The sequence below is a fragment of the Pseudonocardia sp. DxW genome, from assembly GCF_058448985.1.
Window position 1 is genome coordinate 1 of the sequence record NZ_JBZFLK010000002.1, and the last position, 18,156, is coordinate 18,156.

Consider the following 18,156-nt stretch of genomic DNA (forward strand, 5'->3'; position numbering starts at 1 on the left):
CCGCGAGCAGGGCGAGTGCCTCCCGCACGTACCGGTAGACCGTCGACGTGCCGATCTCGAACCCACAGGCGAGGTCGGCATAGGTCTCGCCCTTGCGCAGATTGGCCACAACCAGCAGGGCCTGGCGGCCGGCGGAGAGCTTGCGCCAGCGGGCCGCCCGCTGGTTGTGGTGCGCGCGCAGCACGTCGGCAAGCAGGCCGAGCGCGCGGCTGGACACGGTCATCCCGGACGGGTAGGACAACACTCTGAAGCTCCTGGTCAGGCGGATTGATCTAGGCAATCGCCCGTCTACCAGGAGCTTCACTCATTCGAGGTCACGCCACGCCGCATGCCAGCTGACCTGCTCGTCCATCAGGTTGGCATAGGCTCACTGAGCAACGACGCCGAAACATCGATCACGAGACAGGCCCCTCGACCGAGGACAACCAGGACCCGGCGACGTCGCGTGGCTGGCGGTTGGGCAACGCGCAGAAGTTCGTGGAGCCGTTCGGTGGCCGGATGAGTGCTGAGTTCTTCGACGTCGGACAGTCGCGCTCGGTGCCCTGGGACCGACGCCGGGATGCGTCCCGGCTGCTCGCGGCCTTGAAGAACCCGGGACGGACCTGGAACGCGGTCGTGGTGGGGGAGGGCACCCGGTGTTGGTTCGGGAACCAGTTCTCGCTCATCGCGCCGCGGTTCGCCGCCTACGGGGTGGACCTGTGGGTGCCGGAGCTGGGTGGGAAGTTCGATCCGCGCAACGCCTCGCACACGATGTTGATGAACGTGCTCGGCGGGATGTCGGAGTCCGAGCGTCAGCACGTGCAGGCCCGGGTACGAGCGGCGATGGACACGCAGGTCGTCAACGAGGGACGGCATCAGGGTGGCCGGGCCCCGTACGGCTACGTGACCGCTGATGGTGGCCCGCATCCGAACCCGCGCAAGGCGCCGAGGGGTTCCGGCTGCGGGTGCTCACGGTCGACGAGCCGTCGGCCGAGGTGGTGCGGAGGATCTTCGCGGCCTACCTCGACGGTCTCGGTGAGCGCGCCATCGCGACGACGCTGAACCGGGACGGTGTGCCGTGTCCGTCGGCCCGGCGCCCGGAGCAGAACCGGCACCGACTCGCGGACGGTTGGCAGGGCAGCACCGTGCGGGCGATCCTCGACAACCCCCGCTACACCGGATACGCCATCTTCGGACGCTGGGCGCGGCACGAGACCCTGCTCGACCCCGACGACGTCGCGGCCGGACATGTGACCCGGTCCCGGCGGGCGCCGGCGGATCGGATCGTGCGTTCCCGGCGGCCGGCGCATCCGGCGATCGTGTCGGTGGAGACGTTCACGGCGGTGCAGATGAAGCGGCGCGGCAAGAGCGCTGGGGGACTGGCGTCGGCCCGGCGCAGCGAACGCGGCCCGCGCCCGGCGCCCAAGAACACCTACCTCCTGCGTGGCCCGGTCCGGTGCGGGGCGTGCTCGCGTCGGATGCAGGGAGAGGCGGTCCGGAGCCGCCTGTACTACCGGTGCACGTCGCGGACGATGGCGCCTGGTGCCGCCGCGCTGGCCGCTCATCCACCGACGGTGAACCTGCGTGAGGACCACGTCGTCCCGGTCATCAACAAGTGGATCGGAGGATTGTTCGCACCGCACAACCTCGATGCCACGGTGAATTCCCTGGTGGCGACCAGAGGCCCGGTGTCCCGTCGGCGGATGTCGCGGAGGCGAAGGACCGTCGGGCGGATGCCAATCGGCGCATCCGCCGGTTTCAGGACGCGATCGGGTCCGGGGCCGATCCGGCTGCGGTGGTGGAGGCGTTGAACACCGCGCAGGCCGATCGTGTCGCGGCACAGGCGAAGATCGGCGCGGCGGCGCGGTCGCGCACGGTGCTCGACCGGGCCGAGGTGTACGCGATGATCGACTCACTCGGCGACGTCGGCGGAGTGCTTGCCGGAGCAGACCCGACGAGCGTTGCGCGGCTGTACCGGGAACTCGACCTGTCGGTGCGCTATGAGCCGGAAGAGCGGGCCGGCATCCTGACGACCCGCCCCGTGTGGACAGTGAGTGTGTCCGAGGACCGAGTTGCACCATAACCCCACCGTCTTGCACCGCGCTGACCTGCTGCTTTCCGAGTAGATCAACCTGTCTCGGTGCTACCGGCCGCCGGGCAACGGATAGGCGAGTCGGAGGCGGGTCAGGCCGTTCGGGGAGATGGACACCACGTATGGGCCTCGGGCGCGAACAGCCATCCGGAGAAGGCGTTGCTCTGCGTCCAGGAGCAGTGCAGCCATCGCCGGCCCGGTGAGGTCGGCCCGGGCGAGGGCGAACACCCGGGCGTCGTGCATGTAGATGGCCCTGGCCTCAGCGACATTGCGAGCGACGGCTCGGTCCTTGCACAGCAGGATCTCTCCCCGGACGGCTGCGTCCGAGATCCACTCCTCGTCGCCGACGGCTTGGCTCCGATCCGTGCCGTACCGCTCGTCCATCGTGGTGAGGGACCATCCCCGGGCTCGTAGGGTGGTCGGCACGATCTGTGACCCGAGGCCGCGGTCGAGGAAGAACCGCGGTTCGTCGACGGCCGCAGTCGGCATCAGATCACATCCGCGTGGCGACCAGCGCCCGGACCTCGTCGGTGGTCAGGGCGTAGTCCGCCGCGACCTGCGCGGCGGGTTCACCCGCGGCAAGCCGGGACACGACGTCGGCGACACGCAGGCCGCGCCGGGCGATGGTCGGCCTTCCCGAGTTGATCCGGGGGTCGATGGTGACCTCCACCTGCTCGTATCGGGGCAACCGGATGAGCTCCACGTAGCCGTTTCGGTACGAGATCGTCTGCAGATAACGGCTCACGAGTGGGGCGAAGACCCGCTGTTGGTTGCGGACCACGACCAGGTCGCCGATGTCGTCCACGACCCGATCGTCGGTAGCAGCGGACTGCCGGCTGAAGTCGTAGAGGATCTCCGCGCCGTCGGTCTTGAGGCGCTCGCTCGCCAATGCTGCGGGAAGCCCGATGTGTTCGTCGAGCCATTGGATCGCCGGGCGGATCCGCTGCATCGGGACGCCTGCCGCTCGAAATGCCGCGAGTACGTATGCCTCGGCGAGGCCGAGGAAGGGGACTGATGGCGCCCGCCCGCTGCCGCTGCGCGTGGTGGTGATCATCGGGAACGCTTCGACGACCCCGCCGAGGGTCTTGTAGGCGTATCCGCGCGCCCAGTTGCGCAGGGTCTCTGGGCGCACGTCGATGATCTGCGCAGCCTGCGGCTGCGTGTAGAGCGGGATCCGGTACTCCTCCGCTTCATCCGCCACGATCGTCATGCTGCCTCCTCCTTCCACACACTATCGGGGCTTACCGGGGTCGCCGAGGACATACGAGCGGCCGCGGGCACTCAAGTGCCGTCGTTCGATCCCCGGGCGGAGTCACCGGAGGATGGGCAGGCTGATCGATCAGCGACGGCCACCTGCGCGACGGCCTCAAGTCCTGATGTTGCCGACGACCAGGGTGCCGAGCCCGTACCGGCGGCAGCACTGCTTGTACTTGCGTCCCGAGCCGCACCAGCACGGCGCGGTTCGTGCCGGCGGCCACGCCGTCATCGGGGTCGTGACGGTGCGCAGGTCCGGGTAGGCGTTGAGGTCGTCGTCACCGGGTTTCGTGACCTTCCGCGCGGCGAGGAAGGTCACTAAACTGGACACGTCTCCAGGTAGCTGTTGGAAGCGCAGTCCCTCCTGGTCCAGGAACGCGCGGTGCTGCTCGACACGGCGGCGGTGCTCGTCCCACGTCGCGCCCACGCGAGCGGCCAGGTGCGGCCATCGCGCTACCAGGATGCGGAACTGCTCCTCGGGCCAGAACACCGAGAGGGCCGCTGTCGCGTACTGGTAGGTGCCGTCGCTGCCGGCGGGGGACCAGCCTGCCTCACTCATCGCATCGACCATCCGTGACCGAACAGTGGTTCCCAACCCGGCAGGGCATCGACGAGGTCGGCGACCGGAAGGTGCACCGCCAGAGCGCGGCACTGCCGCACGATCTGCTCTGCTCGCTCGTCCGCGAAGTCGGGCGAGTACTCGAGCAGGGACTCCGAGCCGCCGTCCCGGCATCGGTACAGGCCATGCAGGATGCCCACCGCCACCTCCGTGGCGGCGACCGTCATGCCCAGCCGTGCGTGCCGCTGCAGATCGTCGAGGAACGGCTGCAGCAGTTCGTCGAGGATCTCGGCGGCGGCGTCCACCGGATGCAAGTAGCCGATACCCGGTCGGTGTCCCGCCCGGCCGTTGAGTTCGTCGATCTCCACGAATCGCAGCGCTGACTCCACGCCGTCGGCGACCCCGGTCGGGTCCACCTGTGAGAGCCGCCGGGTTGCGAGCTCCTCGGCTTGCCCTCGCAGTTCGGGTCGCGCGGTGAGCAGAGCGTCGAGCAGCTCAGCCTTCTCCACCGGGGACAGGGCGTTCACTGCCGGTGATCGTGCTGGCACGGATCCTCCACCCGCTGTGGCTCGACTGCGGCGGTCGGTTCTCGCGGCGACCTTCCGCGGGCCGCGACGATACCGAGGCCGGTGCTCGCGCCACCCCACCGGGCACCGGTCCGCGGTCGGTACCCTCCCGCGATGAGCGGACTCAGTGTGGCCGAGCTCGACGCGCTGATCGCGGAGGCCACCGTCGACTGCTACGACGAGCACGAGCAGGTCACCGGCCTCTACAGCGTGATGGTCGACGAGCTCGCCGTGCCGTTCCAGACGACCGTGCTTGGAGTCGCAGTCACCGTCGAGGACCTCGATCTGACTGGTCGTGGGCACATCCTCGCCCGCTGCTCGCGCGGCGGGATCCGTCAGGCGATCCTGGTGTTGGACCTCCCGCTGCCGACGCCGCCTCCGCCCGGTGCCCAGTGGATCGAGGCGTACCGGCGCTGGGCAAGGTGATCCGCCGCCGGACGCGGCCTGGTCGTCGGCCTTCCGGAGGGCTGATCCCCGGGCGACCGCGGGTCGGCGTGTGTGGTCGGCACGGTGTGGAGCACGGTCGCCCCGCTGCGGTTCTTGTGTCAAGGTTCAGCGGCTGTCGAAGATGTGGAGGCCGGTGCGGGTGGTGCTGGCGAGCCAGGGTGCTGGACGGCGCGGGGTGTCGACCCGGGCGCATTTTGAACGGCTCGGGTACGCCGGGCCGTGACGAGCTCAGCATCGTCCTCGCCCGAGGCCGAGGTAGCGGCGTTGCGCGCGGAGAACGCGCGGCTGCGACGGCTGCTGGACCTGACGCCCGAGCAGGCGCGCCTTCCCGCTGCCGCGCAGACGGGGCTGTTCCTCGACCAGCCCGGTCCGGTGACGGCGTCGTCGACCGGGCCGGACAAGGTCCGGTTCTTCCGCACGCTGTTCGCCGCCCGCACCGACGTGTACGCGATCAGGTGGGACAACGCGCGGACGGGCCGTTCGGGGTGGTCGCCTGCGGTCGAGCCCGCGTTCCGCGTAATTCGGCTTGTCTGGAGACCTTGGCGGTGTGAAGCCCGAGGTCAGGGCGGTGCGGTCGGCTGCCGGGCCGTGAATCGCCTAGAGAAACGTGGTGGTGAGCGGGCCAGCCGGAAGGTGTGCTCGAGATCGAATCGGCGCAGGAACGCCTGCCAGCACCGGTCGATCTCTGCGGTGGTGGCGTCGGTGGTCGAGGACCACAGCCACACCGGCTTCGGGTCACGGTCCCCGGGCAGGTGATCGACGTGCAGTCGGATCAGGGTGCCCTCGATGACCGGTAGGGCGCCGTCGTGGTCCAGCCAGCACCCACGGTGGGTGAGCCGGGGATGGACCCGGTCCCAGCTGGAGGCGGTCGCGGTCCGGTAGCGGGTGGTCTCGGTGATCGTGGTGTGCGCCGGCTCGGGCCAGGTGGCCGGGGTACTCAGGGCGAACTCCGGTCCATGCTTGGGCGGACGACCGACGGTGCCGGGGAGCCGGGGCGGCTTGGGCAGGCGCAGTACCCGGTCGGAGCGGATCCGGCCGAGGACGTCGACGGGGAGATCGGCCAGGACGAACGCCAACCGGGTCACGTCGTAGCCGGAGTCCATCACGATCAGCATGTTCGGGTCGCCCTCGTGCCAGTGCCCGGCCGTGGTCAGCCGGGTGATGACAGCGCGCAGCTGCCGGGCAGTCACCGCGGTGGCGTCATCGGCGGGCCCGAGCCGGACCGCATCCAGCAGGGCGGTCCAGCAGGTGCGGCCGGGCTCCAGCGCGGCGACGAAGGAGTACGGCCAGCCCGGGATCATCTGGGCCTGGCCCTTCCCGCGGCCGTAGACGTGACAGAACAACCTCTCGGCGCTGGTCGGTGCGTCCGAGCGCAGCCACGGGCTGACGTCCACCGCGAGCACGAGCCGCCCGTCTGACAGCGGCCAGTCCAAACTCCCCGTAGGCGGCCATTTACCGCCCCGGTGACGGCCAGTGTTCTCCCCGCTGGCGGCCAGATATCTCCCCGGTGATCAAGCATCCGATGCCGGTGGCGAGGGTCTGCCGGTGAAGCGAGACGAGGAGATCATGGAGATCTTGGAGGCGTTCGACCTCACGGGGAGTTACCGCGCCGCCGCGGAGTTGGCGGGCTGTGATCACCACACCGTCGCCCGGTATGTCGCGCTGCGCGAGGCCGGTCAGCCACCGGTGGCCCGGGAGCACCGGGCCCGGCCGATCGACGAGTACCTGGACAAGATCGAGGAGTTGGTCGTGCGCTCGGACGGGCGTGTGCGGGCCGACGTGGTGCACGAGCGGATCGCGGCGATGGGCTTCACCGGCGGTGAGCGCACCACGCGGCGCACCGTCGCGGAGGTCAAGGCCCGGCTCCGCGCGGGGCAGCGCCGGGTGTTCCGGCCATGGGTGGTCGAGCCGGGTCTGTGGCTGCAGTGGGACTGGGCCGAGGGTCCGCGGGTGAACGGGCGCCGCACGTCTCTGTGGTGCGCGTGGTTGGCGTGGTCGAGGTTCCGGGTTGTGCTCGCGGTCTGGGACCGCACCCTGCCGACGATTGTGGCCTGCATGGACATCACCCTGCGCCGCCTGGGCGGGGTCCCGACTTACGCGCTGACCGACAACGAGCGCACCGTCTCGGTCGATCATGTCGCCGGGATCGCGGTGCGGCACCCGGAGATCGTCGCGGTCGGACGGCACTACGGGATGACGATCCGCACGTGTGTGCCGGCGGACCCGCAGTCCAAGGGCGGGTCGGAGGCGACGGTGCGGATCGCGAAGGCCGACCTGGTCCCCACGGCGGCGAACCTGCTGCAGGAGTACCGCACGTTCTCCCAGCTGGAGACGGCGTGTCGGGAGTTCTGCGAGCAGGTCAACACGCGGGCGCACCGGGAGACCCGTCGCGCTCCGGTCGAGGCGCTGGCCGAGGAACGCACGCGGCTGCATCCGCTGCCGGGCCAGCCGTTCACGGTCGCGTTCGGGACGACGCGGCGGGTGAACTGGGATGCCACCGTCTCGGTCGAGGGGGTGCGCTACTCCGTCCCGCACCAGCTGGTCGACACCCGGGTCTGGGTGAGGTTCCACGGCGATGACCTGGTGATCACCGCCGTCGGCGAGACCGGGCCGGGTGAGGTCGCCCGCCACGCCCGCTCGACACCAGGCACTCCCTCGATCCGGGCGGAGCACTACCCGCCGCCCACCGCCGCAGCGAACGCCGCCGGGGAACGCACTCCGCGGGCGGGCAGCGCCGCGGAGACCGAGTTCCTCGCGCTGGGCCCGGGCGCGACGTCCTGGCTGGTCGAGGCCGCCGGCGCCGGGGCCAGAGGGGTCCGGCGGAAGATGGCCGAAGCGGTCGCGCTGGCCAAGCTGCACCCACCCGGCGAGGTCGATCGCGCGCTCGGGACGGCGGCGGTCGCGGGCCGGTTCGCCGAGAACGACGTGCTGCGCATCCTGGCCCACCAGGCCGGGCGCGATATCAACAAGCCGACGGTTCGGGCGAGTGAGACCCACAGCCTGCAACCCGGCACCTCGGCCTGGTCCGGGTTCGGGCTCACCGCGCCACCCGATCCCGATCCGGACCCGGCAGGGCTCGACCCGGCAGGGGAACCGTCATGAGCACCGGATCCGTCGCAGCCTCGGGCGGGGACCCGCTCGCCGAGGCCGTCGCGCTCACTCGGCGGCTCAAGCTGCCCCACATCCGCCGTCACCTCGTCGAGCTCGTCCCGACCGCGCGGGCACAGCGCTGGGACCACGCCGAGCTCGTCCGGGTCCTGCTCGCCGAGGAGGCCGCCGGCCGTGACGCCACGAACCTGCGCACCCGCCGCCAGCGAGCGGGGTTCCCGGCCGGCAAGACGTTGCACGACTGGGACGCCGCCGCGTCCTGCATCCCGCGCCCCACCCAGGACGCGCTGACCTCGCTGGAGTGGGTGGGGCGGCGGGAGAACGTGTGCATCTGCGGGCCGTCCGGGACCGGGAAGTCCCACTTCTGCGAGGCGCTCGGTCAGGCCGCGGTCGAGGCCGGGATGACAGTGGCCTGGTTCACCATCGAAGACCTCGGCGCACTCGTGCGCCGCCACCGCGCCGACGACAGCATCACCCGCGCACTGGCCAGGCTGATCCGCACCGACCTGATCATCGTCGACGACATCGGGCTGCTGCCCGTCTCCCCGGACGCCGCGGAGGGGTTCTATCGGCTCGTCGACGCCGCCTACGAACGACGATCCCTCGCGGTCAGCTCGAACCTTCATCCGTCGGGGTTCGACGAGATCATGCCCAAGACCCTGGCCACCGCCACGGTCGACCGGCTCCTGCACCACGCCCACATCGTCGTCACCGACGGTGACAGCTACCGGCTCGCACAAGCCACCTCCGGCAAGGGAGTCACCGCCTTGAACTGACCGAGCACGACCGAGGGCGGGGACTTATCTGGCCGCCGTCGGGGAGAAACATCTGGCCACCAGTGGGGAGAACTTCTGGCCGCCAGCGGGGAGATCCAACTGGCCATTGACACCCGTCGACCGTTCTGGGCAGCGGCAGACAGGCCAGAGACCGGCGGATCCGCTCCGGTTCCACATGGCCGTGGTTGAGCGCGTCGTACATCGCGCCGTGCCCCCGGCGGTGCTCGGCCACCAAGGTCAGATCGACCAGCGAGCGGACCGGACCGTCGAGGCACAGCACCGCGTCGGTCAGCTCGAACAACGCATCCGCGCGCGCGGTCAACGACATGTAGAACTCCTGCCGGAACCGGGCAAGATCACCCCGCCGAGCCGGGGTGTCGTCGTCACCCCTGATCCCGGCCCGCGCGACACTGACCATCGCGGCCACCGCTCTCGTCTTCGACGTTCTGTGGAAGGAACCCGAAGAGGATCAAGCGGTGGCCGCGCCGTGTCGCGACGACACGCCGCACGAGCAGCGCAAACCGGATTGCCTCGCCGTGCGAGGTTAAAGATCAAGCTGAGCACCTGCCGCCGGCTCAGGGCGCGAAGCTGCGGCCGAGCAGGTGCCGGGCGACGACCAACTTGGCGACCTGCGCGGTCCCGTCGGCGATCTCGAACGCCATCACGTCGCGCAGGCGCTGCCCCTGCGGGCTGTCGCTGCCCCAGCCGGCGTGCCCGAAGGTCAGCAGCGCCTGGTGCACGGCCTCGCCCGCCGTCTTCGGCGCGAACCACTTGGCCATGTTCGCCGCGACCGAGTGCTCCAGTCCCTGGTCCTTGCGCCACAGCGCCTCGTAGCAGATGTGTCGGGCCCCGGCCAGCCGCGTGGCCTGTTCGACCAGCGGGAAGGCGACGCCCTGGTTGCGCCCGATGGGACCGCCGAACGCCTCCCGGGTCCGGGCGTACTCGAGTGCGTCGTCAAGCGCGGCCTGGGCGACCCCGACGCACATCAGGCCGATGACCGCGCGGGAGTAGTCGAACCCCTGCATCACCGAGACGAAGCCGGCACCCTCCTCGCCGATCAGGTCGTCGCGCCCCACCGGCAGGCCGTCGAAGTGCAGCGAGGCACGTCCGACGGCCCGGCCGCCGTGGTCGTCGAGAGCGGTGCGGGCCACCCGCTCGTCGTTCAGGTGCACGTAGAACGCGCTGATGCCGCGGGCGCCCTCGCCGCCGGTGCGGGCGAAGACCACGCCGGTGTCGGCGAGCATCCCCATCGAGATGGAGGTCTTCTCCCCGGCCAGCCGCCACCCGTCGCCCTCGGGCACCGCGCGCAGCGACAGGTTGGCAGCGTCCGAACCGTGCTCCGGTTCGGTGAGCAGCAGCGCGGAGAGCGCCGAGCCGTCGGCGATCGGCGGCAGCCAGCGGGCCAGCTGATCCTCGCGGGCGCTGTGCACGAGGATGTCGGCGTTCAGCGCCGCGACCAGCAGGACGTAGCAGGCGTTGACGTCCGCCCGCGAGATCTCCTCCGCGGCCATGCCGGTCGTGACCGCGTCGGCCTCCTGGCCGCCGAAGCGCTCCGGGACCCGCATCCCGGTCAGACCGACCGCTGCCATCTCCTTGGGCAACGTGGGCCGCATCCGGCCGGCCCGGTCGTCGGACCGGTAGTGCGGTGCGAGGTGTCGCCCGGCGAACGCGGCGAGCTCGCGGCGGAACGCCTCCTGGTCGTCGCTGAAGGCGTAGTGCATGGGCGCTCCCGAGGTCGCGTCGCTCGTCGAGGGGTCTTCCTGATGAGGATCGCCGCACGCCGCCGCTGCGCCGGGGCCGAGCTCAGCCGGCCGCGTCCCTGGTGAGCTGTTCGGCCGGTCCGGCCAGCACGACCGCCGCGGCGGCCGCGCTCAGCAGGCGTTCGACGCTCTCGTCGTCCAGCTCCACGGGCATGTGGGCGGCGGAGTTGAGCAGGGACAGCGTGGCGGTGACCACCCCGCGGGCCGGCGCCGCGCCGAGGCCGGGCCGGACCGCGAGCAGGGCGTCGGTCCAGATGGTCTCGTAGTCCCGCTGCCTGCGGCGCAGTGCGCGGAGCGCGATCGGTGACAGCGACCTGTGCTCCCTGGCGTAGACCGCGACCAGGCGGCGGTGGCGGGCGGCGAAGCTCGCGTGCATCGCGATCAGCTCAGGCAGTTCGCGCTCGGCACCGCCCGAGCGGGCGGCCCGGCGGGCCCCGGTCAACAGCTCGGACATGGCCGTGCTGCACAGGTCCTGGAGGATCGCCTGCTTGTTCTGGAAATGGCGGTAGATCGCCGGTCCGGTCACTCCGGCGGCTGCGCCGATGTCGTCGATGCCGACCGCGTGATAGCCCTGTCGCGCGAAGAGCTCCGTCGCGACCTCGAGCAACACGGCCCGCCGGAACCCCGCCAATCCCACGCACCTCCGCTCCACCCCGACCCGACCGAGCGGGGTCATGGTAGCCGTCGGTGCCGTCGGGCTCGTGATCCGTCGGCGACGGACGGCGCGGTCGGAGCTCGGTCACGCCGGGTCGAGGAACCGCACGACCACGGTGGCGATCTCGTCGGCGACGTGATCGGCGGGGTGGAGAGGCACCACGATGTGGCTGATCGCCAGCCGGGTCGCCACCTCGGCGGCAGCGGCGGCTCCGGCGGGGTCGAGTTCCGGCCAGCGGCGCAGCAGGAACGCTGCGGCACGGTCGCGGGCGATCTGGATGAGCGGCTCGCTCTCGGTGGTCAGCAGCGGGAGGAGTTCCTCGTTGCCCTGGCCGGTGAGGACGACCTTGAGGAGGGGGTCCGCCGTGGCGGTGTCGAGGGTGCGGCGAACCGCTGCCACCCATGCGGCATGCAGGTCGTCCTCGCTTCCCAGCGCGGCCTCGACGCTGCGCAGGAACCGCTCGGTCAGCCGGAGCACCAACGCTGCGACGAGGCCACGCTTGCTGCCGAACTCGTTGTACAGGGTCTGGCGGCTGGCGCCGACGGTGTCGGCGAGGTCCTGCAGCCGCAGTCCCCGGTATCCCTCGGCGAGCAGTTGCCGGGTCGCCTCGTCCAGGACCTCGTCCCGCCAGAGGTTCCGGGCGCGCTGGATGAGGCCGGCCACTCTGCTTATCCTGGACACGTCGGGCGGAGATGTCAACGTACTGGACGCGATCATGGTCCGGATCTGGGATCGGGGCGGTCTCCCGTGACGGACCGAGCGGGTGCGGCCCGGACAACCCCGGCGTCGACGTCGATGCCGCTCACTTCGAGCGTGTGGGTGTGACGCCGTGCCGCGCCTCCTGCCGTGCGACGCGACGACGGAAGGACGCCGATGGAGGCGGGCCCGTGGCGGGCCCCCGCGGTTCCGCCGGCTCCGGGCGGTTCCGCCGGCGTCGCGCGACGGCTTCCCCGGCCCGAGGTTCTCGTGGCCCGCGACCGCTACGCCGTGCTGGCCGACGCCTGGTCCGCAACGGCCGCCGCCGCGCTCGGGGCCCCGGTAGGTCCGTCGACGTCCGGATCGTGCCCGGGCCCCGCCCACGCCACGGTCGGGGAGGACCGGGTCACGGCAAGGGGGTCACGGGAAGGAGAAGGAGCCGGTCGCCCGTGCGACCAGCACCGCGGCGAGGATGAGCGCCATCGCCACGACGCCTGTCATCAGGACGTGCGGATCGAAGGTGAACTCCAGGACGCGGCCCGAGCGCCGCTCGTCATCCGACGGCAAGGGCGGGCCGAGCCAGTCCAGCTGGTGGAAGCGGCGGTCGAACTCCTCCGCGTCGTCGACGCCGGCGAGGAGCTCGCCGACCGGCCCGTTGGCCACGATGCGGCCGTGGGCCAGCACGGCCAGGCGACCGTCGAGCGCCTTGGCGAGCGCGATGTCGTGCGTGGTGACGAGCATGGTGGCACCGGTGCGCCGCTGGGCCGTTCGGATCGCTTCGACCGCCCGCGCGGCGGTGGGCGCGTCGAGCCCGAGGTCGACGTCGTCGAGCACGATGAGCGGTCGGCCGCCGGCCATCGCGGCACCCAGTGCGATGCGCCGCCGCATCCGGGCGGAGAGCTCCGCGGGCAGCCGGTCGGCGTGCCCGTCGAGCCCCAGGGTCCGCAGCCACCACGTGACCGTCGCGTGCACGAACTCGTCGTCCGCCGCACTCAGCCGCAGCGGCGCGGCGACGTTGTCGTACACCGTCAGCGACCCGAACACCGACGTCTCGAACAGCGTGGAGCCGCCCAGCAGCACGCCCGTCGCCTCGCGCATCGCCGCCAGCTGCTTCGGGTCGAGGTCCCAGACCGACCGGCCGCCGACGAGGACGGTGCCGGAGTCCGGGGGGAGGAGACCGACGAGGTGGCGAACCAGGGTCGTCTTGCCCGCGCCGGAGGGACCCATCAGGACGGTGATCTCTCCGGCGGGGAACTCCGCGCGCAGACGATGGTGCACGATCTCGCCGCCGAGGCGGGTGCAGACGCCCTCGAACCGGATGTCCGGCGGGGTGCGGTGGTCGGACACGTGCGCGGCTTCGCCGCGGTCGCCGCGGCTAGTCCGACGTGTGGACGATCAGGACGTCGCAGCCCGCCGTGCGGGCGACGTGCGACGGCACCGATCCCAGCACCCGGCCGCTGAGCGTGTTCAGCCCGCGGTTGCCCACCACGAGCAGGTCGGCCGCGTGGTCGGCGACCGCCTTGCGCAGGACGTCCACCGGAGCGCCGTCGACCGGTTGGGTGCGGATCTCCCGCGCACCGGCCTGCTTCGCCGCGTCCGCGGCGACGGCGAGGGTCTCCTCGGCGGGGGTGGAGCCGCGGACGAGGAACGCCTCCTCGCCCAGCGCCTCCTCCGCGCCGACCTGCTCCTCGCGGGTCGACGGCGTGTACGCCGAGACGATCACCAGCGTGGCTCCCGCGTCCGCCGCCACCTGCGCCGCCCGCCGCACCGCCAGCGCTGCCGTCGCGGACCCGTCGGTACCCACCACGATCGAGCGGTATCCGGTCATGCCGATCCTCCGTCACCTTGCCCAGGACGTGTTCGTCACTGTCCGCGAGCGGAGGCTACCGTGTGTCATTTACATGGGCCATACGGGTCAGCCGATCAACCCCAGCGATAGGCCACACGGCCCAACGGGCCCGTCAGGTGCCCGGCCCGGCGGCCCTCGGGGATATCGGCCCGCACGGGCCACCGATGGCCCGCGCCGTCCGTCCACCAGCATCCCGGCATCGGGCAGACTTCGCGGCGTTGTTGTCCCGGTCACAATGTAGTGAGGAGCAAGTCGATGACCTCTGCGGTGTCCGACGCGATCGACGGCGTGCGGGACGTGCTGTCGCGGGCAACCGAGAGCATCGTCATCGCGGGCAAACCGGGGCCCGCCGCGGACGGCCGGCTCATCGAGACCCACGATCCGGCCACCGGCGAGGTGGTGGCCTCCATCGCGGCGGGCGGTGCTGCCGACGTCGAGCGGGCGGTGTCCGCGGCGTCGCGGGCGGCCGGGTCGTGGCAGGTCCTCAGCGCCGCGGGGCGGGCCCGTGCCCTGTTCGACGTGGCCGCACTGATCGAGGAGCACGCCGACGAGCTCGCCACCCTGGAGACGCTCGACAACGGCAAGCCCCTCACCGAGTCGATGTTCCTCGATGTCGGCATCGCCGCCGAGATCTGGCGCTACTACGCCGGCTGGTGCACGAAGATCGGCGGGCAGACGCTGCCGGTCTCGCCCCCGGTGGGCAACTCCTTCGCCTACACCCGTCGCGAGCCGCTCGGCGTGGTCGGGCTGATCGTGCCCTGGAACTTCCCGCTGCTGATCGCCTCCTGGAAGCTGGCCCCGGCCCTGGCCGCGGGGAACACCGTCGTGCTGAAGCCCTCGGAGCTGACGTCGCTGAGCGCGCTGCGGCTGGTGGAGCTGATCACCGAGGCCGGGCTGCCCCCCGGCGTCGTCAACCTGGTCACCGGATACGGGCACGAGGCCGGTCAGGCGCTCATCGAGCACCCCGACGTCGCGAAGATCTCCTTCACCGGGTCCACCGCGACCGGGCAGCGGATCGTGACGGCCAGCGCGGCGAGCCTGAAGAAGCTGACCCTCGAGCTGGGCGGCAAGTCCGCGAACATCGTCTTCCCGGACGCCGACCTGGAGGGCGCTGCCCAGGGGGCGCTCACCGGCATCTTCCTCAACCAGGGGCAGGTGTGCTGCGCGGGGTCGCGGCTGTTCGTCCACCGCAGCGTGCACGACGACCTGCTCACCGAGCTGGAGACCGCGGCCAGGGCGATCCAGCTCGGGCACGGCCTGGCCGACGGGACCGAGATGGGACCGCTGATCTCGGGCGGCCAGCGCGACCGGGTGGAGGGGTTCGTCCGGTCCGGGAGCGACCAGGGCGCGACGCTCGTGTGCGGGGGGGACCGGCCGGGCGGCGAGCTCGCGTCCGGCAACTTCCTGAATCCCGCGATCTTCAGCGACGTGCGTGACGACATGCGCATCGCCCGGGAGGAGATCTTCGGGCCGGTGCTGACCGTGCTCCCCTTCGACGACGAGGCCGAGGTCGTCCGCCGCGCCAACGACAGCGAGTACGGCCTCGCCGCGGGCCTGTGGACCTCGGACGTCACGCGCGCGCACCGGGTGGCCCACCAGCTCCAGGCGGGCACCGTGTGGATCAACCAGTACAACATGCTGGATCCGGCAGCCCCGTTCGGCGGCTACAAGGCCTCCGGCTACGGGCGGGACCTCGGCGAGGAGTCGCTGCTCGGCTTCACCCAGACCAAGTCGGTGTGGGTCAGCCTCGACTGAGGCCGACCCTCACCGGCGACGCACACCGTTCCACCACAGGAGGAGAAAGCACATGGGCGTGTTCACCGACGAGTCCGAGGTCTACACCTACCTCGGCGGCATCTTCGAGCTGGCGACCAAGAAGGACGGGCTGGCCGACAAGCTCGCCGGGTCCGGGGTGGTCCTGCGGATCCACTACACCGACCCCGAGGCGACCATCACGGTCGACATGCCGAACAAGGAGGTCGAGACCGGCACCGCCAGCACCAAGGAGCCCAACGTCGAGCTGTTCATGACCGCCGACACCGGCAACCGGTTCTGGCTCGGCAAGGTCAACCTCTCGGTGGCGATGGCCCGCGGCACGGTGCGCGCGAAGGGCCCGGTGCCGAAGCTGCTCAAGCTGATCCCGACCGCCAAGGAGCTCTTCCCGGAGTACGAGAAGATGCTCACCGAGGCGGGTCGCGACGACCTCGTCAACGCCTGACCGGACCGGGTTCGACGAGAACGGAGACGCCGTGCTCAGCACGATGCAGAGCTACGCCCTCACGGTCGGGTCCGTGCTGCGGCACGCGGCCACCGTCCACGGGGCCCGAGAGACGATCACCGCCGTCGCGCCGGGGCGGCGGCGGACCAGCTATGCCGAGCTCGGCGAGCGCGCGGCGCGTCTGGCGAACGCGCTGCGCGGGTTCGGGGTCGACGGCGACCAGCGGGTCGCGACGTTCCAGTGGAGCAACCAGGAGCACCTCGACGGGTACGCCGCCATCCCCTCGATGGGGGCGGTACTGCACACCCTCAACCTGCGGCTGCCCCCGCACCAGCTGTCCTACATCGCCAACCACGCCGAGGACAGCGTGCTGATCGTGGACGACACGCTGGTGCCGCTCCTGGCCCGCGCGCTGCCCGACATGGCGACCGTGCACACGGTCCTCGTGACCGGATCCGGCGACCTCGCGCCGCTGGAGGGCTACGGCAAGGAGGTGCTGCGCTACGACGAGGTACTCGCCGCGCAGTCGCCCGTCTTCGACTGGCCCGACGTCGACGAGAACTCCGCGGCGGCGATGTGCTATACGTCTGGCACGACCGGCAACCCGAAGGGCGTCGTCTACAGCCATCGTTCGATGTGGCTGCACTCCCAGGCGGCCTGCACGAGGAACGCCCTCGGCGTCAGCTACGACGACACGATCCTGGCGATCGTGCCGATGTTCCACGCCAACGCCTGGGGCCTGCCCTACGCGGCCATGATGGCGGGCGCGCAGCTGCTGCTGCCCGGTCCCTTCCTGCAGGCCGCGCCCCTGGTGGAGATGATCGAGTCCGAGCGGCCGACGATGTCGGGCGCCGTACCCACCATCTGGAACGACATCCTCAACCACCTCCGGGACAACCCCGGCCACGACATCAGCTCGCTGAAGTTCGTGGCGTGCGGCGGCTCCGCCGTCCCGCGTTCGCTGATGCAGGCCTTCGACGAGCTCGGCGTGCGGATCGTCCAGGCGTGGGGGATGACCGAGACCTCGCCGCTGGCCTCGGTCGCCCTGCCTCCGGCGACAGCGACCCCCGAGGAGGCGATGCACCTGCGCGGCACCCAGGGACGGGTCGTCGCGGGCGTCGAGGCCCGGATCGTCGACGACGAGGGCACGGCGCTGCCGCACGACGGCAAGTCGGTGGGGGAGCTCGAGGTCAGGGGCCCCTGGGTGACGGCCGCCTACCACGGTGGCGAGGACCCCGAGAAGTTCCACGACGGCTGGCTCCGCACGGGTGACGTCGGCTTGATCGACCCCCGGCAGTTCATCACGCTGACCGACCGGGCCAAGGACGTCATCAAGTCCGGGGGGGAGTGGATCTCGTCGGTCGAGCTCGAGAACGAGCTGATCGGCCACCCGGACGTCCAGTCGGCGGCGGTCATCGGGGTACCGGACGAGAAGTGGCAGGAGCGCCCGCTCGCGGCGGTCGTCCGGCGTCCCGGCTCCACGGTCGGCCCGGAGGAGCTGCGGCAGTACCTGTCGGACAAGGTCGCCAAGTGGTGGCTGCCCGAGCGGTTCAGCTTCATCGACGAGGTGCCGCTGACGGGGACGGGCAAGTACGACAAGAAGGTTCTGCGCAAGCGGTACAGCGACGGCGAGCTGGCGGTCGAGGGCCACGTCGAGGGCTGAGCGCCCGAGTGCGCCGCCACCCGGAGCGGGTGGCGGCGCACTCGTCGGTGCGGTGCCCGATCAGCCGGGCCCGTCCAGGAGGACCGGATCAGGCGGGCGCGGAGCGGTCGCGCCGGCGTCCGGCGACGTACCCGGCGGCGGCTCCGACGACGACCGCCGCTCCGGCGGCCGACACGATCTGGGCGGGCTCGAGGCCGGTGCCCGCGGGCGGGAACCAGAACACGAGCGGCAGGACCAGCAGGAAGCTGCCGAAGGCGGCGCAGCCGCCGTGCACGTGCGGGAGCCCCGCGTCGCCGACCCGGCTCCCCGCCGCGGCGAAGGCGACGACCGAGACCAGCAACAACCACAACGGTCCGAGCACCGGCACGGCCTGGCCGAGGGGTGTCATCAAGCCGCCCAGCAGCAGAACCGACAGGCCGGTCGACGCGGCACGGACCGCCGTCGGCACGTCCACGGGAGCCGCGCCCGGCCCGTGTGGGGCGGCACCCGCTGTGTTCCTCACCATACCGAGTCTACAGTGGTGATCGACAACGG

At 71.4% G+C, this 18,156-nt stretch carries 22 protein-coding genes and 1 pseudogene; 10 read left to right on the forward strand and 13 right to left on the reverse strand.

Annotated features, from left to right (window positions below):
* A partial coding sequence (locus ACVJO7_RS02825) for a helix-turn-helix domain-containing protein (protein ID WP_491671579.1) occupies positions 1 to 223 on the reverse strand: 223 nt, incomplete at its 3' end.
* A gap of 275 nt (positions 224 to 498) precedes the next feature.
* On the opposite strand from ACVJO7_RS02825, the gene ACVJO7_RS02830 reads away from it, so the two are divergent.
* Genes ACVJO7_RS02830 through ACVJO7_RS02840 form a run of 3 tightly spaced genes read left to right on the forward strand, consistent with a single transcriptional unit; the run spans position 499 to position 2,062 of the window.
* The gene (locus ACVJO7_RS02830) at positions 499 to 1,041 is read left to right on the forward strand and encodes a recombinase family protein (protein WP_491671580.1); all 543 of its coding nucleotides are present in this window, start codon (positions 499 to 501) and stop codon (positions 1,039 to 1,041) included.
* Positions 978 to 1,790, forward strand: a complete 813-nt coding sequence (locus ACVJO7_RS02835) for a recombinase family protein (RefSeq protein WP_491671924.1) — start codon at positions 978 to 980, stop codon at positions 1,788 to 1,790. The genes ACVJO7_RS02830 and ACVJO7_RS02835 overlap by 64 nt, the downstream gene beginning before the upstream one ends.
* Positions 1,787 to 2,062 carry a hypothetical protein gene (locus ACVJO7_RS02840; RefSeq protein WP_491671581.1) on the forward strand — a complete coding sequence of 92 codons (276 nt, stop codon included), beginning with the start codon at positions 1,787 to 1,789 and terminating at the stop codon, positions 2,060 to 2,062. The genes ACVJO7_RS02835 and ACVJO7_RS02840 overlap by 4 nt, the downstream gene beginning before the upstream one ends.
* Before the next feature lie 60 nt (positions 2,063 to 2,122).
* Here the strand turns inward: ACVJO7_RS02840 and ACVJO7_RS02845 are convergent, their stop codons facing one another.
* The 4 genes from ACVJO7_RS02845 to ACVJO7_RS02860 all read right to left on the reverse strand — a co-directional run bounded on the left by ACVJO7_RS02845 (position 2,123) and on the right by ACVJO7_RS02860 (position 4,411).
* The gene (locus ACVJO7_RS02845; RefSeq protein ID WP_491671582.1) at positions 2,123 to 2,560 is read right to left on the reverse strand and encodes a PIN-like domain-containing protein; all 438 of its coding nucleotides are present in this window, start codon (positions 2,558 to 2,560) and stop codon (positions 2,123 to 2,125) included.
* A gap of 4 nt (positions 2,561 to 2,564) precedes the next feature.
* Complete coding sequence (locus ACVJO7_RS02850; protein WP_491671583.1) at positions 2,565 to 3,281, reverse strand: DUF433 domain-containing protein; 717 nt, start codon at positions 3,279 to 3,281, stop codon at positions 2,565 to 2,567.
* Between the two features lie 156 nt (positions 3,282 to 3,437).
* A complete protein-coding gene (locus ACVJO7_RS02855) occupies positions 3,438 to 3,884 on the reverse strand; it encodes an SEC-C metal-binding domain-containing protein (protein WP_491671584.1) in 447 nt (148 codons plus the stop codon).
* Positions 3,881 to 4,411, reverse strand: coding sequence for a hypothetical protein (locus ACVJO7_RS02860; protein WP_491671585.1), 531 nt, complete (start codon positions 4,409 to 4,411; stop codon positions 3,881 to 3,883). Before ACVJO7_RS02860 ends, ACVJO7_RS02855 begins: the two co-directional genes overlap by 4 nt.
* Positions 4,412 to 4,564: 153 nt before the next feature.
* On the opposite strand from ACVJO7_RS02860, the gene ACVJO7_RS02865 reads away from it, so the two are divergent.
* Together ACVJO7_RS02865 and ACVJO7_RS02870 are read left to right on the forward strand one after the other, a co-directional pair.
* Positions 4,565 to 4,876 (forward strand): hypothetical protein, encoded by a 312-nt coding sequence (locus ACVJO7_RS02865; protein WP_491671586.1) that lies wholly within the window; start codon positions 4,565 to 4,567, stop codon positions 4,874 to 4,876.
* A gap of 393 nt (positions 4,877 to 5,269) precedes the next feature.
* Positions 5,270 to 5,653, forward strand: coding sequence for a TOTE conflict system archaeo-eukaryotic primase domain-containing protein (locus tag ACVJO7_RS02870; RefSeq protein WP_491671925.1), 384 nt, complete (start codon positions 5,270 to 5,272; stop codon positions 5,651 to 5,653).
* A 95-nt stretch (positions 5,654 to 5,748) separates the two neighbouring features.
* Here ACVJO7_RS02870 and ACVJO7_RS02875 read toward each other — a convergent pair.
* Positions 5,749 to 6,330: pseudogene (locus tag ACVJO7_RS02875) on the reverse strand (transposase); the annotation flags it as partial.
* Between the two features lie 112 nt (positions 6,331 to 6,442).
* On the opposite strand from ACVJO7_RS02875, the gene istA reads away from it, so the two are divergent.
* Together istA and istB are read left to right on the forward strand one after the other, a co-directional pair.
* A complete protein-coding gene (istA, locus tag ACVJO7_RS02880) occupies positions 6,443 to 7,999 on the forward strand; it encodes an IS21 family transposase (protein WP_491671587.1) in 1,557 nt (518 codons plus the stop codon).
* Entirely contained in the window at positions 7,996 to 8,781 is a 786-nt protein-coding gene (gene istB / locus ACVJO7_RS02885; RefSeq protein WP_491671588.1) for an IS21-like element helper ATPase IstB, read from the forward strand. Before istA ends, istB begins: the two co-directional genes overlap by 4 nt.
* Here istB and ACVJO7_RS02890 read toward each other — a convergent pair.
* The 6 genes from ACVJO7_RS02890 to ACVJO7_RS02915 all read right to left on the reverse strand — a co-directional run bounded on the left by ACVJO7_RS02890 (position 8,765) and on the right by ACVJO7_RS02915 (position 13,720).
* On the reverse strand, positions 8,765 to 9,199 hold the full coding sequence (locus ACVJO7_RS02890; RefSeq protein ID WP_491671926.1) for a transposase: 435 nt from the start codon (positions 9,197 to 9,199) through the stop codon (positions 8,765 to 8,767). The two genes, istB and ACVJO7_RS02890, sit on opposite strands and share 17 nt — an antisense overlap.
* A 157-nt stretch (positions 9,200 to 9,356) precedes the next feature.
* On the reverse strand, positions 9,357 to 10,502 hold the full coding sequence (locus ACVJO7_RS02895; RefSeq protein WP_491671589.1) for an acyl-CoA dehydrogenase family protein: 1,146 nt from the start codon (positions 10,500 to 10,502) through the stop codon (positions 9,357 to 9,359).
* A gap of 82 nt (positions 10,503 to 10,584) precedes the next feature.
* Positions 10,585 to 11,151, reverse strand: a complete 567-nt coding sequence (locus tag ACVJO7_RS02900) for a TetR/AcrR family transcriptional regulator (RefSeq protein WP_491671590.1) — start codon at positions 11,149 to 11,151, stop codon at positions 10,585 to 10,587.
* A gap of 129 nt (positions 11,152 to 11,280) precedes the next feature.
* Complete coding sequence (locus tag ACVJO7_RS02905) at positions 11,281 to 11,913, reverse strand: TetR/AcrR family transcriptional regulator (protein WP_491671591.1); 633 nt, start codon at positions 11,911 to 11,913, stop codon at positions 11,281 to 11,283.
* 399 nt (positions 11,914 to 12,312) lie between these two features.
* Entirely contained in the window at positions 12,313 to 13,239 is a 927-nt protein-coding gene (locus tag ACVJO7_RS02910; RefSeq protein ID WP_491671592.1) for an ABC transporter ATP-binding protein, read from the reverse strand.
* A gap of 28 nt (positions 13,240 to 13,267) precedes the next feature.
* Complete coding sequence (locus tag ACVJO7_RS02915; RefSeq protein WP_491671593.1) at positions 13,268 to 13,720, reverse strand: universal stress protein; 453 nt, start codon at positions 13,718 to 13,720, stop codon at positions 13,268 to 13,270.
* Positions 13,721 to 13,996: 276 nt separating this feature from the next.
* On the opposite strand from ACVJO7_RS02915, the gene ACVJO7_RS02920 reads away from it, so the two are divergent.
* From ACVJO7_RS02920 to ACVJO7_RS02930, 3 genes are read left to right on the forward strand one after another with little or no spacing between them, the layout of a single operon-like run.
* Positions 13,997 to 15,496 (forward strand): aldehyde dehydrogenase family protein, encoded by a 1,500-nt coding sequence (locus tag ACVJO7_RS02920; RefSeq protein WP_491671594.1) that lies wholly within the window; start codon positions 13,997 to 13,999, stop codon positions 15,494 to 15,496.
* Positions 15,497 to 15,548: 52 nt separating this feature from the next.
* A complete protein-coding gene (locus ACVJO7_RS02925) occupies positions 15,549 to 15,959 on the forward strand; it encodes an SCP2 sterol-binding domain-containing protein (RefSeq protein ID WP_491671595.1) in 411 nt (136 codons plus the stop codon).
* Between the two features lie 31 nt (positions 15,960 to 15,990).
* Positions 15,991 to 17,622 carry a long-chain fatty acid--CoA ligase gene (locus tag ACVJO7_RS02930; RefSeq protein ID WP_491671596.1) on the forward strand — a complete coding sequence of 544 codons (1,632 nt, stop codon included), beginning with the start codon at positions 15,991 to 15,993 and terminating at the stop codon, positions 17,620 to 17,622.
* An 88-nt stretch (positions 17,623 to 17,710) separates the two neighbouring features.
* On the opposite strand, the gene ACVJO7_RS02935 is transcribed toward ACVJO7_RS02930, so the two are convergent.
* Positions 17,711 to 18,076 (reverse strand): hypothetical protein, encoded by a 366-nt coding sequence (locus ACVJO7_RS02935; protein ID WP_491671597.1) that lies wholly within the window; start codon positions 18,074 to 18,076, stop codon positions 17,711 to 17,713.
* Between the last annotated feature and the right edge of the window lie 80 nt (positions 18,077 to 18,156).

Coding starts and splice junctions, on each gene's coding strand:
- istB (WP_491671588.1), top strand. CDS start 7,996: ATGAGCACCGGATCCGTCGCAGCCTCGGGCGGGGACCCGCTCGCCGAG.
- ACVJO7_RS02890 (WP_491671926.1), bottom strand. CDS start 9,199: ATGGTCAGTGTCGCGCGGGCCGGGATCAGGGGTGACGACGACACCCCG.
- ACVJO7_RS02920 (WP_491671594.1), top strand. CDS start 13,997: ATGACCTCTGCGGTGTCCGACGCGATCGACGGCGTGCGGGACGTGCTG.
- ACVJO7_RS02865 (WP_491671586.1), top strand. CDS start 4,565: ATGAGCGGACTCAGTGTGGCCGAGCTCGACGCGCTGATCGCGGAGGCC.
- ACVJO7_RS02905 (WP_491671591.1), bottom strand. CDS start 11,913: ATGATCGCGTCCAGTACGTTGACATCTCCGCCCGACGTGTCCAGGATA.
- ACVJO7_RS02845 (WP_491671582.1), bottom strand. CDS start 2,560: ATGCCGACTGCGGCCGTCGACGAACCGCGGTTCTTCCTCGACCGCGGC.
- ACVJO7_RS02850 (WP_491671583.1), bottom strand. CDS start 3,281: ATGACGATCGTGGCGGATGAAGCGGAGGAGTACCGGATCCCGCTCTAC.
- ACVJO7_RS02895 (WP_491671589.1), bottom strand. CDS start 10,502: ATGCACTACGCCTTCAGCGACGACCAGGAGGCGTTCCGCCGCGAGCTC.
- ACVJO7_RS02855 (WP_491671584.1), bottom strand. CDS start 3,884: ATGAGTGAGGCAGGCTGGTCCCCCGCCGGCAGCGACGGCACCTACCAG.
- ACVJO7_RS02830 (WP_491671580.1), top strand. CDS start 499: ATGAGTGCTGAGTTCTTCGACGTCGGACAGTCGCGCTCGGTGCCCTGG.
- ACVJO7_RS02915 (WP_491671593.1), bottom strand. CDS start 13,720: ATGACCGGATACCGCTCGATCGTGGTGGGTACCGACGGGTCCGCGACG.
- ACVJO7_RS02925 (WP_491671595.1), top strand. CDS start 15,549: ATGGGCGTGTTCACCGACGAGTCCGAGGTCTACACCTACCTCGGCGGC.